Origin of the sequence: Pseudoalteromonas obscura, from assembly GCF_030135505.1 — a bacterium.
GTDB classification, from domain to species: Bacteria; Pseudomonadota; Gammaproteobacteria; order Enterobacterales; family Alteromonadaceae; genus Pseudoalteromonas; species Pseudoalteromonas obscura.
The window spans coordinates 316120-330635 of the sequence record NZ_JASJUT010000003.1; the positions used below are offsets into that span (position 1 = coordinate 316120).

At 42.2% G+C, this 14516-nt stretch carries 10 protein-coding genes; 2 read left to right on the forward strand and 8 right to left on the reverse strand.

The features are described from left to right. The first annotated feature begins 39 nt into the window (after positions 1–39). Positions 40–1509, forward strand: a complete 1470-nt coding sequence (gene sbcB, locus QNM18_RS09390) for an exodeoxyribonuclease I (protein ID WP_284137009.1) — start codon at positions 40–42, stop codon at positions 1507–1509. Positions 1510–1549: 40 nt separating this feature from the next. Here the strand turns inward: sbcB and QNM18_RS09395 are convergent, their stop codons facing one another. From QNM18_RS09395 to QNM18_RS09430, 8 genes are all read right to left on the reverse strand, one after another. Then, entirely contained in the window at positions 1550–2719 is a 1170-nt protein-coding gene (locus QNM18_RS09395; protein ID WP_284137010.1) for a cystathionine beta-lyase, read from the reverse strand. A gap of 3 nt (positions 2720–2722) precedes the next feature. Continuing rightward, positions 2723–3676 (reverse strand): NAD(+) diphosphatase, encoded by a 954-nt coding sequence (nudC, locus tag QNM18_RS09400; RefSeq protein WP_284137011.1) that lies wholly within the window; start codon positions 3674–3676, stop codon positions 2723–2725. A gap of 258 nt (positions 3677–3934) precedes the next feature. Further along, positions 3935–4729, reverse strand: a complete 795-nt coding sequence (nagB, locus tag QNM18_RS09405) for a glucosamine-6-phosphate deaminase (RefSeq protein WP_211010247.1) — start codon at positions 4727–4729, stop codon at positions 3935–3937. Positions 4730–4983: 254 nt separating this feature from the next. After that, positions 4984–6111, reverse strand: a complete 1128-nt coding sequence (nagX, locus tag QNM18_RS09410) for a transmembrane glucosamine N-acetyltransferase NagX (RefSeq protein WP_284137012.1) — start codon at positions 6109–6111, stop codon at positions 4984–4986. 67 nt (positions 6112–6178) lie between these two features. Next, a complete protein-coding gene (nagA, locus tag QNM18_RS09415) occupies positions 6179–7297 on the reverse strand; it encodes an N-acetylglucosamine-6-phosphate deacetylase (protein ID WP_211010249.1) in 1119 nt (372 codons plus the stop codon). A gap of 2 nt (positions 7298–7299) precedes the next feature. Beyond that, positions 7300–8211 carry an N-acetylglucosamine kinase gene (gene nagK, locus QNM18_RS09420; protein ID WP_284137013.1) on the reverse strand — a complete coding sequence of 304 codons (912 nt, stop codon included), beginning with the start codon at positions 8209–8211 and terminating at the stop codon, positions 7300–7302. 246 nt (positions 8212–8457) lie between these two features. Then, positions 8458–9300 carry an isopenicillin N synthase family dioxygenase gene (locus QNM18_RS09425; RefSeq protein ID WP_211010251.1) on the reverse strand — a complete coding sequence of 281 codons (843 nt, stop codon included), beginning with the start codon at positions 9298–9300 and terminating at the stop codon, positions 8458–8460. A gap of 180 nt (positions 9301–9480) precedes the next feature. Next, on the reverse strand, positions 9481–10590 hold the full coding sequence (locus tag QNM18_RS09430; protein WP_284137014.1) for an ATP-binding response regulator: 1110 nt from the start codon (positions 10588–10590) through the stop codon (positions 9481–9483). A 108-nt stretch (positions 10591–10698) separates the two neighbouring features. Between QNM18_RS09430 and QNM18_RS09435 the strand changes: the two genes are divergently transcribed. Beyond that, positions 10699–14481, forward strand: a complete 3783-nt coding sequence (locus QNM18_RS09435; protein ID WP_284137015.1) for a response regulator — start codon at positions 10699–10701, stop codon at positions 14479–14481. Positions 14482–14516 lie beyond the last annotated feature (35 nt).

Here is a 14516-nt window from a genome sequence, read left to right on the forward strand (position 1 = left end):
ACAAAGTAAAACATTATTTTTATATAAGCCAATGATTTTATGACGAATAGCGACCAAAAAAAGAATCAAGAAAACAACGATAATACCCCAACAATTTATTGGCACGATTATGAAACATGGGGCGCAAGCCCTCAAAAAGACAGACCAAGTCAGTTTGCTGGTATTAGAACTGACTACGACTTGAATATTATAGGCGAGCCACTAATTGAGTATTGTCAGCCTGCGCCTGATTACCTTCCACACCCTGAAGCTTGTTTGATCACTGGGATCACGCCACAACACGCGCTAAAACATGGGCTGCCTGAAAGCGAATTTATGGCAAAAATACATGCTGAATTTAGCCGCCCAAATACCTGTGTAGCCGGATACAACAGCATTCGATTTGATGACGAAGTCACACGCTATAGCCTTTACCGCAATTTTTATGATCCGTATGAACGAGAGTGGCAAAATGGTAATAGCCGCTGGGATATCATCGATTTGGTGAGAGCGTGTTACGCTCTGCGCCCTGAAGGCATTGAATGGCCAAAAAAAGAAGATGGTTCGCCCAGTTTTCGCCTTGAAGAACTGACAGTTGCCAATGGTATTGAACACAGTGCTGCCCACGACGCGCTAAGTGATGTCACTGCCACAATTGCACTTGCAAAATTGATTAAAGAAAAGCAGCCAAAGCTGTATCAATTTTTCTTTAATCTGAGAACAAAAAAAGCACTGTCTGACATTGTTGATGTCTTTAACATGCAGCCTTTAGTGCATACTTCTTCAAGGATCCCTGCTACACAAGGGTGCACGACTTGGATTGCACCAATGAGTTTTCATCCCGTCAATAAAAATGCCGTTGTATGCTTTAACCTAACGCACGACCCGAGTGTACTGGTTGATCTATCTGTAGAAGAATTGCGCGATAGACTTTATACCAAGCACTCTGAGCTTGAAGAAGGCATGTTGCCTGTGGGTTTAAAACTCGTTCATTTGAACAAGTGCCCAATTATTGCACCAGCAAAAACCTTGCTACCTGAAAATGCAGCAAGATTAGGGATAGACAGAGAGCAATGTTTAGAACATTTAAAATTCTTAAAAGCGCATCCAGAGTTACGCGATAAGGTGTCGCAGGTATTTGCTGAACAAGGCGACTTTAGTGAAAACACTAACCCTGACTATCAGCTATATAACGGCTTTATTAGTAAATCTGATAAGGCAAAGTTAGCAATTGTTCGCAGCGCATCGCCTGTTGAGTTAGGTAGCCTAGCCTTAGAGTTTGAAGATCCCAAATTCCACACTCTGCTGTTTAGGTACCGCGCACGTAACTGGCCTGAAAGTCTGTCTCAGTCAGAACTAGAAACTTGGAGAAAATACTGTCAAGGTAAGCTTATGCACGGTGAAGATAATCCATCCATCAATGCACAAGACTTCATGCTCACCCTTGAGAACCTAGTTTATGAACATGAAGGAAACGAAAAGAAGGTCTCGATTTTAAAAGCCCTGTATCATTACGCTCAGAGCCTTTAATTTAAAGAGGCTGTGTTTTTGCAGCCTCTACTAACCTTGCTTAAAGGTGAGATTCGTAAACAGCTAACGCTTGCTCTAAGTCAGCAATTAAATCTTCCACATCTTCCAAGCCGATATGCAAACGAATAATGGGGCCGTGCTCCCAACCAGTGGTTGTTCTCAGCGCAGCCATAGAGCGGTTGGCAGTCACCAAACTCTCAAATCCCCCCCAAGAAAAGCCCATTTTAAAATGATGTAAACTGTCTAAAAAACGGTTAATTGCTTTTTGGTTTCCTGTTTTCATAACAAATGAGAACAGACCATTACTGCCGTCAAAGTCACGCTTAAAGTGCTCGTGACCTGGGTTTGACGGCAATGCTGGGTGACGTACATGATCAACCAGTGGATGCTGCTCAACCCATTTAGCTACCGCTAACGCACTTTTTTCATGTTGCTGCAAGCGAACTGGCATTGTTCTTAAACCTCGCAACGCAAGATAAGCATCGTCCGCCGATGTACACTGCCCCAACAAATATGAGTTTTCTCGAAGTACAGGCCAATATTCCTCGTTGGCTACAGCAACGCCCATCATTACGTCCGAGTGACCAACAATATATTTAGTTGCAGCTTGAATACTGATGTCTACACCGTGTTCCAATGGTCGATAATGCCAGCCATTTCCGTAAGTGTTGTCAAGCATGGTGATCAAACCATGGGCCTTGGCTTCTTTCACTAAGGCGGGAACATCTTGTACTTCCATTGTGATAGAACCAGGAGACTCCAAAAAGAGGACTTTGGTATTTTCCTGTATCAAATCCTTTATCCCTGCACCAATCATGGGATCATAATAAGTGGTTGTAATACCGAGACCAGATAAGATCTTATCACACAGATCACGAGTCGGCTCATAGGCGGTATCAACCATAAGTAAATGATCACCAGACTTTAAGAAAGACAACAAGCTCTGGCTGATCGCAGCTGCACCACTGGGATAAAGTGCACAACCAGCGCCATTTTCTAGCTCTGTGATTGCGTCTTGCAATGCATAGTGCGTATTGGTGCCTCGACGACCGTAAAATAATGTACGATTACCACGCTCTTTAATTGCTTCATGCATATCTGCTACTGAGTCGAAAACAACGGTCGAAGCACGTTGAACTACAGGGTTCACTGTACCTTGCGTATATTGAGGTTTACGGCCAGCACTGGCTAGTTTGGTATTCTTTTTCATTCTTTACTCTTTTTCTGGAAGTTGACGCCAATGTTCAACTAAGTAACGTGATATTGAATCTGGTCTGGTAAGTTTAAAGCCGGGTTTATCGTCACCCCACTCTCCAAATGTATCGAGATCGGCGCGAGAAAACCATTGCGCTTGCTCTAGTTCATCTTGCTCAACAAAAATGTCTGTGCTTTTCGCAGTCGCAATAAAACCGAGCATAAGTGATGAAGGGAACGGCCAAGGTTGAGATGCCATATACTGGACATCATCGACTAATACGCCAGCTTCTTCTTCTACTTCTCTGGCTACCGCTTGTTCCAATGACTCACCTGGGTCCACAAAGCCTGCCAATGTCGAAAATACACCGTCAGGCCAATTCTCTTGGCGGCCTAATAGGCAACGCTCCACCCCATCTTTAAAAGTATGAGTGACTAGCATGATCACAGCAGGATCCGTTCGAGGAAAAGTCATATGATTGCAGCTTTTGTTAGTACACACTCTCGCATGTCCCGCTTCAACAGGGATATTCTGGTGTCCGCAACGGCCACAAAAACAATGTGTTTTGTGCCAATAACACAGACCTCTGGCTAAAACTCCAATAGACGCACTCACATGCTCAAGTTTAGGGCCTACCTTTCTCATATCATCAAAACGATATTCGCCATCATCACAACCGTCTGAACAGACATCTATATGCGCTCGTAAATCGCCTAATTCAATTTTGGAAACATCTAGAGCAAAATAAGCGTGTTGTTCATCTTTGCCCAAAAATACTGCCTGGCTTTTATCAAGCTGTTCTATTTGCGATTGCTTTAAATAGGCTAACTGGCTCAAATCTTCAGTGTATAGGTTTTTATCATTATGAATAAGCAACCAGCGGCTTTTGTCTCCGTATTGAGTCAACAGCCAGTTTTTATCTTTTCGCTGAGCAGACGCCCTGTCTAGCGTCATTTGTGTATAGTACAACAAGCACTTTATCCTTTAATGTGAGTTACCTAATATGATAAGCAGATAATCCTAGATTGTATGAATTAAATTTGGGGTTCACAGCCAAGCACTCATAGTGCCACCTAAATTCAATGCAAAATCAGAGAAAACACGACCAATAATTAACAGAAATCTAATTTTAGTTTCTACGCTGTCACGCTAACAATAGTCGCGTTGTTTGCCAAGTATTTAGGCAAAAAAAAAGCCCGTAAGGGCTTTAAACTACAGTGTGAATTCACACTACAGAGAGGCAAGGTGCGCTTGAAGCTTTTGATTCTCAGCTTCGATATGTTTGTAAAACTCAATATTCTCTAATTTGCTGGCAGCGGCTTCATCGATCACGATCACCGCATCACGGTGCAGTTGCAATGCTGACGCTGGGCATGAAGCCGTTAATGGGCCTTCAACCGTAGCTTTAACTGCTTCAGCTTTATTCTCACCAGTAGCCAGTAAAACTACTTTTTTAGCATCTAAAATTGTTCCGATACCCATAGTAATTGATAAATGCGGCTGATACTCATCAGGACCGAAGAAACGAGCATTATCATCAATAGTCTCTTTAGTCAGCGTTTTAACACGTGTTCTCGAAGTTAAACCTGACGATGGCTCGTTAAAACCGATATGCCCATTGCGACCGATACCTAATAGCTGAACGTCCACTCCACCAGCAGCTGCGATCTGAGCTTCATATTCTTGACACGCTTCAACCGGGTTTTTCGCGTTGCCTGGAGGCACATGTGTATGATCTTTATTGATGTCGATATGGTTGAACAATTGCTCGTTCATGAAGTAACGGTAGCTTTGTGGATGCGTGCCTTCTAGGCCTAAATACTCATCAAGGTTAAACGTCACGGCATCTTTAAAACTGATTCCGCCCTGCTTGTTTTTTTCGATAAGGTTTTGGTACAAAGCAACCGGGGTAGATCCTGTTGCTAAACCCAACACAGATTCTGCTTTGCGATTTAATTGTTTTTCAAATATATCTGCACCATAAGCAGCGACTTCAGCAGCATTTTTTAAAATTACTATTTGCATGATATTAAAGCTCAATGTTGAGTTTGAATTAAGAAAAATGGGATCTGAGCCCTGCTTCGCGTGCAATCAAAACAAGGCCAGATCTAAACCTAATTGGGATACACTATATTAGGTCATTACCATTATGACAACGCTGTCATTATTATCAGAAAAAAAGCCTTTGTAAAGTAAAAGTGAAGAAAAATTTGTGTTTTTTTTGAGCCAATAAAAAACGGCCATCAAAATGACGGCCGTTTTTACTCAGAATTAGGGGATTATACGCTGACAAATATTTTGCGTTTGTACATCCAGTGAAGAACCAATAACTGCACCAGTAACAAAGCAATCACCGCAAATAAAGGCTGCCAATCTGGTCCAACTGCATTGATAAATCCACCAAATACACTCTTACTAATAAACTCCCAATTAACCAAACTGGAAGCTAAGTAAATAATAATCGAGTTAGCGCCGATGATCACAAATGGATAGGCAAATCTCTGCCCATTCAAAATATCAACCAACGCATAAAATAGCGCAAGTAAAATTGCGCTCCAACCTACGGTTACAAATACAAAAGAGCTGGTCCAAAGTTCTTTGTTTACCGGAAATTGCAAATGCCATAGCCAACCTAGCGCTACACTGATTGCACCTGCTCCGAATAGGTAACCAGCAGTTTTCCATTGCCCTATTTTGTCTACACGCGCAATAAGTTGACCAGCAAATACACCTGCTATTGCATTAACAATGGCCGGTACACTAGAAAGAATGCCTTCAGGGTCAACCGGACGGTTTTGATAAGTAATACCTGGCAGTAAGTTTTGATCAAACCAAGCGTTCCAGCTGTATGTGCCTGGCGCGGCAAGTTGACCAGCACTTCCTCCGGGGACCGGGATAAAGTTCAATAATACCCAGTAGCCTAATAAAATGGCCCCAGCCACGATACCTGTCGTCCGCAAGCTTGTATGCCACACCAACATCGCACAGAAGAACCAAGCAATTGCAATACGACCCAAGACACTTGAGTAGCGAATTTCATCAAGCGCTAGTGGAATACCTGTTCCCCAACCATGGTTGTACATAATCCCTAAGCCACATAATAAAAATAACCGCTTGAGCGCTTTTTGGTAGTAAGGCTTTCTTTCACTAAATGGTAAATGATCTATACGCTTTGGGGATAACCCCATAGCAACACCAGATAAGAAGATAAACAGAGGAAATATTAAGTCATAAAATGTAAACCCATGCCACGGGCTGTGCACAGTGTGCGCTTCAAAGAGTTTCCAACCTTGCCAACCAGTCAGTACAAAAAGCGCCGCGAAAATAGACTGACCACCTAAGATCCAAAACATGTCCATACCACGCAGGGCATCTAATGAAGCCAATCTTTGTTTTTTATTCGTCATCAATACCTTTCCTGTAAAAACAAAAAATCCCCGCTAAACTGCAGCGGGGTTTTTTACCCAGGGAACTTTAAATTTTTTTTCCGCCAATGAAGTTACTTAGAACTTCTTGACTGTTGTTTAATACTACAAAGTCTGCGTCAGCCCCTTCCAATAGATGGCCTTTGTCAGATAACCCTAAGTATTGCGCAGGATATAACGAAGCCATTCTCAATGCTTCAGTTAACGTTATATCAAGTGTATTAACCGTATTTCTCACCGCACTTGCCATATCAAGCACACTACCCGCTAATTCACCAGTTGTGGAATTGAGTCTGTCACCGGTCCTAATCACTTTCCGGCCGTCAAAAAAGTCAAACTCCATATCATTAGTACCGACTGGAGGCATTGCATCGGTGACAAGCATAATTTTACCACGTTGTTTGGAGCGTATCGCAAGCTTTGCAGACGCAGGGTGCACATGGTGACCATCTACAATCAAACCACACCAAGCGTTATCTTCCCACAACGCGGCACCAACAACGCCAGGCTCTCTCGATGTATATGCCGACATCGCATTAAATAAATGCGTAAAGCCATCTACACCGACCTCAAGTGCAGCCATGGTTGTTTCAAAGTCTGCATTTGAGTGGCCAACACTTACCTTCACACCCAAATCAATTAAGCGTTTGATGTCTTCCAGCGGTACGGTTTCTGGCGCCAAGGTTACCATCTTTATACCAAGGTCCTGCCTTGCATAAATCGCGAACTCTTCTTCAGAGATAGGTCTGATGAACTGCTCACTATGCGTACCTTTTTTAGGGTAAGACAAATGTGGGCCTTCAAAGTGGATCCCGACAACACCAGGCTCTCCTTGCGCAATTGCTTGTGCAGTTGCATCCGCAGCACGTGCCATTACTTCAACTTTATCGGTAATAAGTGTAGGCATTAACGCTGTTGAGCCATATTTTGCATGTGCTGTAACAATGGTTCTTAAGCATTCGATGGTTTGTTCGGCATTAAAGAAGCCGCCGCCGCCACCATTTACTTGCACATCGATCAATCCTGGTGCAACCAGCCCTTCTAGGACTTCAGGGTTTTCATCACTGTTTTGAGTTGCGAATGAAATTTTTCCATCTACTACCAAAAACTCGACATTATTTTTGAGTTTGTGCCCATCAAATAACTGGCGTGCTAAATATTTCTTCATTTTTATACCGCCTTTTCGGACTGCTGCTCAACACTTTGGATTGCAAAGAAAATTGCGCCCATTTCTGGCGGCTGTTTTGGAGATTCAACAATCTTTGCAATTTCAGGGTCAAGCCATTTACGCAATGGTTCAGAAAGACCACCTATCATAGATAAACGAGGCGGGTTATTTTCCATTAAGCGATGCGCTAACTTGCTAATATAGTCGGCCCCTTCTTTGACAATGTTCAAAGCGACATCATCTTTGTCTTCAGCAGCAGCCAAAACGAATCTCGCTAACTGAGCATAACTACTGGAAGGTTTACCTGCCATTTGTTCAGCAATACCCATCGCTGTTGTGGTGTTAAAATGCTGTTTTAAGGTATCACTCAAAGAAGTAGTTGGACCGAGTTTATCAATTGCTAATAAAGCAGCTTTTACCGCTTCCAAACCCATCCATGCACCACTGCCCATGTCACCTTGTGCAAAGCCGTGTCCGCCATAATTGACCGAAACACCATCAACCATTGCAAAGCCACAAGAGCCCGTGCCAGTTATAATTACAGCTCCATCTCCACCTTCGTGCGCGCCAATACACGCCGTATGTAGATCTGTAGTTAAAAACATTTGTTTAAATGGGTGGTCCCATCTCATTATTTTTTCGTGCAATGCTGGAAGGTTCACACCAGCAAGACCTAAGCCCGCATATAAGTTGTGAACAGCTTCAATTCTAAGTCCTGCATCCTGCAGTGCTAATTGAGTCGACACCATTATTGACTCAATGGTTCTTTCAAAACCATGAAGAGGATTAGCAGGTCCACCTAGACCAGTTCCCAAAACGCCGTTTTTGATTGAGTAGATGGTAGCGCGGCACTTTGTCCCCCCTCCATCAATACCTATATACAACTGGTCTTGTTCAACCTGTTTAGCCATCATTAAGCGACCCCTAAAAAAAAGATATGAACGCAAATTTCTTCGCGACACAGTATTCAGTCATGTTGATTTGATGTTACACAATAAATGACAGCGTTGTCATTAAGTTTTTTATTATTTTTTCTCAGTTTGAGAAATTTTAATATTGCACACTTTGACGTAATTGTCAGGAAAAATTCAAAAATCAGGACTTTAAAAATATAAAAAAGCGGCTATAACAAAGCCGCTTTTTTATTTTAAATCAGAGTGTTACTTAACACCTAGTTCTCTTAGTCGCTCTTGCAAATATGAGTCCGCAGTATATCGTTCTGACAACACTACTTCCGGCTTAGGGTGTAAAAACAGCGGTAGTGAAATTCGCGATTTGTCACTCGCCTTGCCCGTCGGATTGATCACACGGTGAATTGTTGATGGGAAGTATCCACCTGATGCCTCTTGCAGCATATCACCGATATTGATGATTAGTGAGCCAAAATCACATGGTACATCTAACCAACTACCATCACCTTTTTGAACCTGTAACCCAGGCTCATTAGAAGCTGGTAATACAGTTAATAAGTTAATATCACCATGCGCTGCCGCACGAATTGCACCTGGCTCTTCGTCACCAGTCATTGGTGGGTAGTGTAAAACACGTAACAGTGTTTGATCTGAGTCTTTGATCATATCTTTTAGATCGATCGAAAACTTAGCACGTACATCTTCAGGCGCTTCGGATTGAACCCAGCTTAGAAGCTCGGCTGCAAACTCGTTTGCTAAACGGTAGTATTCTCTGATCTCAGCATCTAACTGAGCAGGTACTCGGCCTTTTGGATAAACGTGAAAATATTCCTTAATGTCTTTTACAGTAAAGCCTTTAGCGACTTCTGAAACTTCCGGTGGGAAATAGCCATCTTGAGTGTCCTTGTCAAATAGGAAGTCGTGCTTTTCTTCTGAGTAGAAGAACTCTTGCCAGTTTTTATATATAGACTCTACAAGCTCTTTAGGAATTGGGTGATTTTTAAGAACACCAAAACCCGTGTTGCGAAGAGACTCAACAAATTCTTTTGCTGCTGTAGCTGACTTATAATCAACTGTAGGTAGCTGTTGCATAATGGTTCCACCAATTTTTTTGCGTGACTTCAATTCAAAACATTAACTATAAGAATTATTTATAATTAACCCCTCGAACAAAGATATAATATCTTTGTTCGCGAGCTTAGTGAAATAAAGGCACCTACATAAGGACTTATGTCCGCTTCACTCTCGATAATTATTAATCGTTGATTCAGATCAAGCTGAATTTAATGGAATTTCAATTGACCACTCTAATCCTCTACCCCGGTTAGATAACTGGTAAGAACCGCCTAAAGCACTTCCAATTAAATTCGCGGTAACAGAAGCGCTCAACCCAACGTGTCCGCTATTGCCTCGCTTAGTTGTAATAAAAGGCTTTATAACCTCTTCCGGGGTGATATCAACTAGACCCTGCCCATGATCGTAGTACAAAAACTCAATGTACTGCTCTTTTAATGTCACTTCTATGGAAATGGCTTTACCACTGCTCAGGCCGCCATGGGACAATGAGTTGTCTATCAGATTGTCAAAAATGGTCAATAATATGTCCCTGTCGGCCATAAAGTTTGCATCCATCGCGCGCACCTCAATAGAGATGTTCTTTTTAGACCAACTACTTTTCAAATCATTTAATAAAGCAATAACATTAACAGCAGAGGGGGTCGTTGGACGCTCAACGCGTGCGATCTCTTTTAACACTTTAACGAACTGTGCTACTCGCGTCAGATTTCGCTCACATAGTTCCACGCCTTGTTTGGATTCTTCTAGTCCCGTAGCAAGCTGCTCGGCGCTGAGCGTTTCACTGCCAAATGCGTCAATCAATTGAGATAAGATACCTTCAAAATGCGTCACAGCTGTGATAGCTGCACCTAGTGGTGTATTGATTTCATGTGCGACACCAACCACCATTTGATTCATTACATGGGACAGCTGCTGGCGCACAGCCAATTTATGCGCATCTAACAGCTTTAATTGGGTATTTACTCTTGCTAATACTTCTGGGGGCTTAAAAGGCTTTGTAATATAATCAACACCACCAACTTCTAACGCGGCGACAATATTGTCCGTCTCTCGCTCTGCACTAACAAATATTATTGGGATCTGTGCAGTTCTTTGTGTTTGCTTCAATGTTTTGCACAATGTAAGTCCATCCATACCTGGCATTTTTATGTCGGAAATAATCAAAGTAGGAAGATGTTCGTTTGCAATTTTCAAAGCAACTTCGCCACTAATCGCAGCAAACACCTTATGTCCTTCGTTCCTTAAAATAAGTTGAAGGATTTGCAAGTTTTCTGCAACATCATCAACTATGAGTATTTCAGCCATCTTTTGACACCCTTCACATTTCGTCAGCTCCCTACGTCATCTCACACCGCTTGTTAATTACGTGCGTGCGACTATTGTTAATATTAGTCAAGTTTTGGAAAGTAAGTTATGTCAATAAAAACAATGTTTCATTCGTTTTTTGTAATACTCCCTACCTTACTCGTCGCCAACTTAGTTTTTATGTCAAGCTGGGAAGGCGAAATGACGTCACAGAAGCTTCACATCAATCAACTCAGTGCACGTTATGACGCGCTAAATCAACTTCAAATGACGAACTTAACGCTGCTGTTTGATGTAAAAAACCATGTGTTAGACAACTCTGAGAGCAGAACACAACTAAAACAACAATTGATCCGCTCTCGCGTCACACTAGAATCGCTCAAATCAAATTCAGAGTCCCTCGATACCAATAGCAAGCTCAATCAAGCATTTAACACCTATATGGTGATGCAAACGCTATACGAAACACTCTCTGACCAGCAGACAAACATTCAGCAACAAACCTGGGATAAAAGTTTGATGCCTGCCCACCAGCAATCAACCAGCGCAATTGCACTTGCCTTAGATGCGACCAACGCACAATTACTGTTGGCAAAGCAGCGCATGTATCAAAGCAGTAACAATTTACTGTTTTACCTCTGGGTAAGCCTAATTACTTTGTTGTTTATTACGTTGTTTATATTGTATTACTTGAATAAACGCTTTATTTCCCCTTTTAGTTTGTTACACCGCGCTTTTTGCATCGACAAAAATTACAATGGCCAGAGCATTTCATTGCCTGCAAATTTACAGGGGGAAGTCGCTGACATCGTGCAATCTGTTTCACTGACCTACCAAAGCCTCGACGAGCGCGCTGATACAGCCAAAATAAGACATGCTTTTAGCGGCGAAATACGCCACTGTACCGCTCCCTCACAAATGAACCAGATAGCCGCAAAATTTATCGCCGAACATTTTCAAAGTCCAAGCGTCGCCCTCTTCAAATATGAGGGCGAAAGGTTTATACAACAGTCCGTTATAGGTTTCCCAGCCTATTTTGATGAACAATCAATTCAAGTTAATAAACTCGTGTCTGAAAAGTGTACGCAAGCCTTCATTAGTGAGAACAAAAACGCTGTGTTACACAAAGATGGTTTAACTCTTGAAGTACATACCATACTGTACTTACCACTCATTATTGGTGAGGAACTTACGGGGTGTGTTGTCGTTGCCTTTACTAGCCCTTTAAAAAATGCCCATGAACAATGCTTAAAGCTATTGTGTGAAGACCTGAGTATACAGCTAAGGTTAAGTGAAAATACGCAAAAACAAATTGAAGCAGAAAATGCCTTAGCAGCCCATTTAGAACTCACCTTACACATCATCAATGCTATCCCTAATCCAACCTATTACCGAGACACAAAAGGCATTTTTATGGGGGTCAACCGAGCCTTTTTAGCGTTTATCGATAAATTCGAAGTCGAAGTCACTGACTCCCATTTAAACGACGTGTTTGATGATAAAACTGCGACTTACTTGGATACAAAGTCCCAGCGTACCATTACAGAAAAGGACGCCCACTCATTTGCACTTTCCATGGAGAATAGCCTCAAAGATCCCCGAGAGCTCATTGTGTACGAGGCACCATTTTTTGATAGCTTAGGAGAAGTGGGCGGTGTTGTAGGCACCTTCTTAGATGTGACTGAGCGCAATGAACTTGAACGTCAGATGCTAAATGCAAAAGAAGAAGCTGATAAAAATGCGCAAGTAAAAGGGGAGTTTCTTGCCAATATGAGTCATGAAATCCGCTCACCTATGAACGCGATTATCGGTATGGCTCACCTCGCCCTTAATTCAGACTTGTCACCAAAACAGCATGGATACGTGACCAAAATTGATTATGCGGCAAAACAGTTACTGAAATTGATCAACGACATACTGGACTTTTCCAAAATAGAAGCAGGCAAAGTCGACATTGAGCATATTCCCTTTGAATTGGATAAAGTACTCGATAATGTAACTACGATAGTCGGACTCAAAGCACAAGAGAAACAGCTAGACCTGATATTTAATGTACCAACAGATCTCCCCAATAATTTTGTGGGCGACCCGTTGAGACTGTCACAAATACTCATCAACTTAGCTGGCAATGCAGTTAAGTTCACTGAAACTGGCGGCGTAACTCTCTCGGTATCAATACTGAACAAGCAATCAGATCAAGCCAAGCTCACCTTCTCCGTCAAAGACACCGGAATTGGTATGAGTAAAGAGCAACAAACAAAGTTGTTTCAATCCTTTTCTCAAGCAGATACCTCCACCACCCGAAAATATGGTGGCACGGGACTTGGACTGACTATTTCTCAGCAGTTGGTAAAATTACTCGGTGGCGAGATTTTCGTTGAGAGTGATCTAAATTGTGGTTCGGAGTTTTATTTTACTCTGCCGATGGCTATCAATAACTACGCATCAACACCTGCGAAAAGTGGCCAAAGCTTTGAAGGTAAATCAGCCTGTGTTATCGATGACAACGAAGATGCTAGAGACATCATGGAAACCATGCTTGAATCTCTGGGTTTTAAGGTGTCACTATTTGAAAGTGGAAAAAGCTTTATCGAGCAACTAACGCAATCACACTATGAACACGATATCTACTTTGTAGATTGGCATATGCCTGATATCAATGGTGTGGATACCATTGAGCAATTGAAGGAAAAAGGCTTGTCCGGCTTTTTTGTACTCGTCACCGCTCACGGTCATGAAGTTGCGTTCAAAGAATCACACAAGAGCATGATTGATAGTATGCTGCTGAAACCATTTAACCCGTCGAGCTTGTTAGACTGTATTCAAGTTTGCTTTGGCGCAACCCCCTCCCCCTCGACACAACAAAAAATTGAAGATAATCAACAAGTGCTTGCAGGTCTGCATATTTTGGTCGCAGAAGATCAGCCAGTAAACCAAGAGATTGCCGTTGAGATCTTGAGCTTCCACGGCGCACAAGCAAGCGTCGCCTGCAATGGTGAGGTGGCACTCAAAGCCGTGCAAGACCATGATTACGATATAGTCCTTATGGATATGCAAATGCCTGTGTTAGATGGGATCGAAGCGACAAAGGCCATTCGTAAACTTATGCCTATGGATAAGCTACCAATTCTTGCAATGACAGCCAATGCAATGGGACCTGATATTCAACTTTGTTTGGATGCAGGGATGAACGGGCATGTCTCAAAGCCGATAGATGTCGAGGGGTTGCTCAACACCATTGTAGATACTTTAGCATCTATACAACCTCTAGAAGAAAAAGCTGAACGTATTATAGACGACCCTCATCAACCACAACCTGAAACCATTAGCCACGTTGAACTCAATGGAATTAACGTTAAAGAAGGTATACAGCGTGCAGCAAACAACGAGTCTGTTTATTTCAAGTTGTTAAATAAATTCATAACTCAGCAGATTGAAGAGGTGATCAATTTAAAGCAGGCCATAAGCATGGGGAATTCAGAGTTATCGCTCGATATTCTTCACGCGATGAAAGGCGCTGGGGCCAATCTATCAATGGAGTACTTTGCAGAAATTGCACATGACATTGAAGGGCAAGTAAAAACTGACACTATAGATCTCACTAAACTGGATCAGCTATCAAACTACCTAGCCGAGACAAAAAACAAGGCTTCTTTATTACTTGAACAGAAAAAGGAGAAAGCAAACGAGCAGCATCAATACTCTGTCAATGAATTTGCTATGGCGCTAAAAGAATATGACTCAAAAGCAACCGATATTGTTGAACACCTTGCAGAGACCGAAGGTTTAGACGAGCACACCATTAACGAACTCAAAATTATGGTGGCAAGATTTGAATTCGCCGACGCGTATAAATTACTGCAAAGCGTAACAGGCGAACTAGAAAGTTAAATGGGTTTGCTTGCAACAAACAGCCTTGCACGGCA

Bases quoted from the DNA above. Each gene is read 5' to 3' on its own strand.
- sbcB (WP_284137009.1), top strand. From the start codon at position 40: ATGACGAATAGCGACCAAAAAAAGAATCAAGAAAACAACGATAATACC.
- QNM18_RS09395 (WP_284137010.1), bottom strand. From the start codon at position 2,719: ATGAAAAAGAATACCAAACTAGCCAGTGCTGGCCGTAAACCTCAATAT.
- nagB (WP_211010247.1), bottom strand. From the start codon at position 4,729: ATGCAAATAGTAATTTTAAAAAATGCTGCTGAAGTCGCTGCTTATGGT.
- nagX (WP_284137012.1), bottom strand. From the start codon at position 6,111: ATGACGAATAAAAAACAAAGATTGGCTTCATTAGATGCCCTGCGTGGT.
- nagA (WP_211010249.1), bottom strand. From the start codon at position 7,297: ATGAAGAAATATTTAGCACGCCAGTTATTTGATGGGCACAAACTCAAA.
- nagK (WP_284137013.1), bottom strand. From the start codon at position 8,211: ATGATGGCTAAACAGGTTGAACAAGACCAGTTGTATATAGGTATTGAT.
- QNM18_RS09425 (WP_211010251.1), bottom strand. From the start codon at position 9,300: ATGCAACAGCTACCTACAGTTGATTATAAGTCAGCTACAGCAGCAAAA.
- QNM18_RS09430 (WP_284137014.1), bottom strand. From the start codon at position 10,590: ATGGCTGAAATACTCATAGTTGATGATGTTGCAGAAAACTTGCAAATC.
- QNM18_RS09435 (WP_284137015.1), top strand. From the start codon at position 10,699: ATGTCAATAAAAACAATGTTTCATTCGTTTTTTGTAATACTCCCTACC.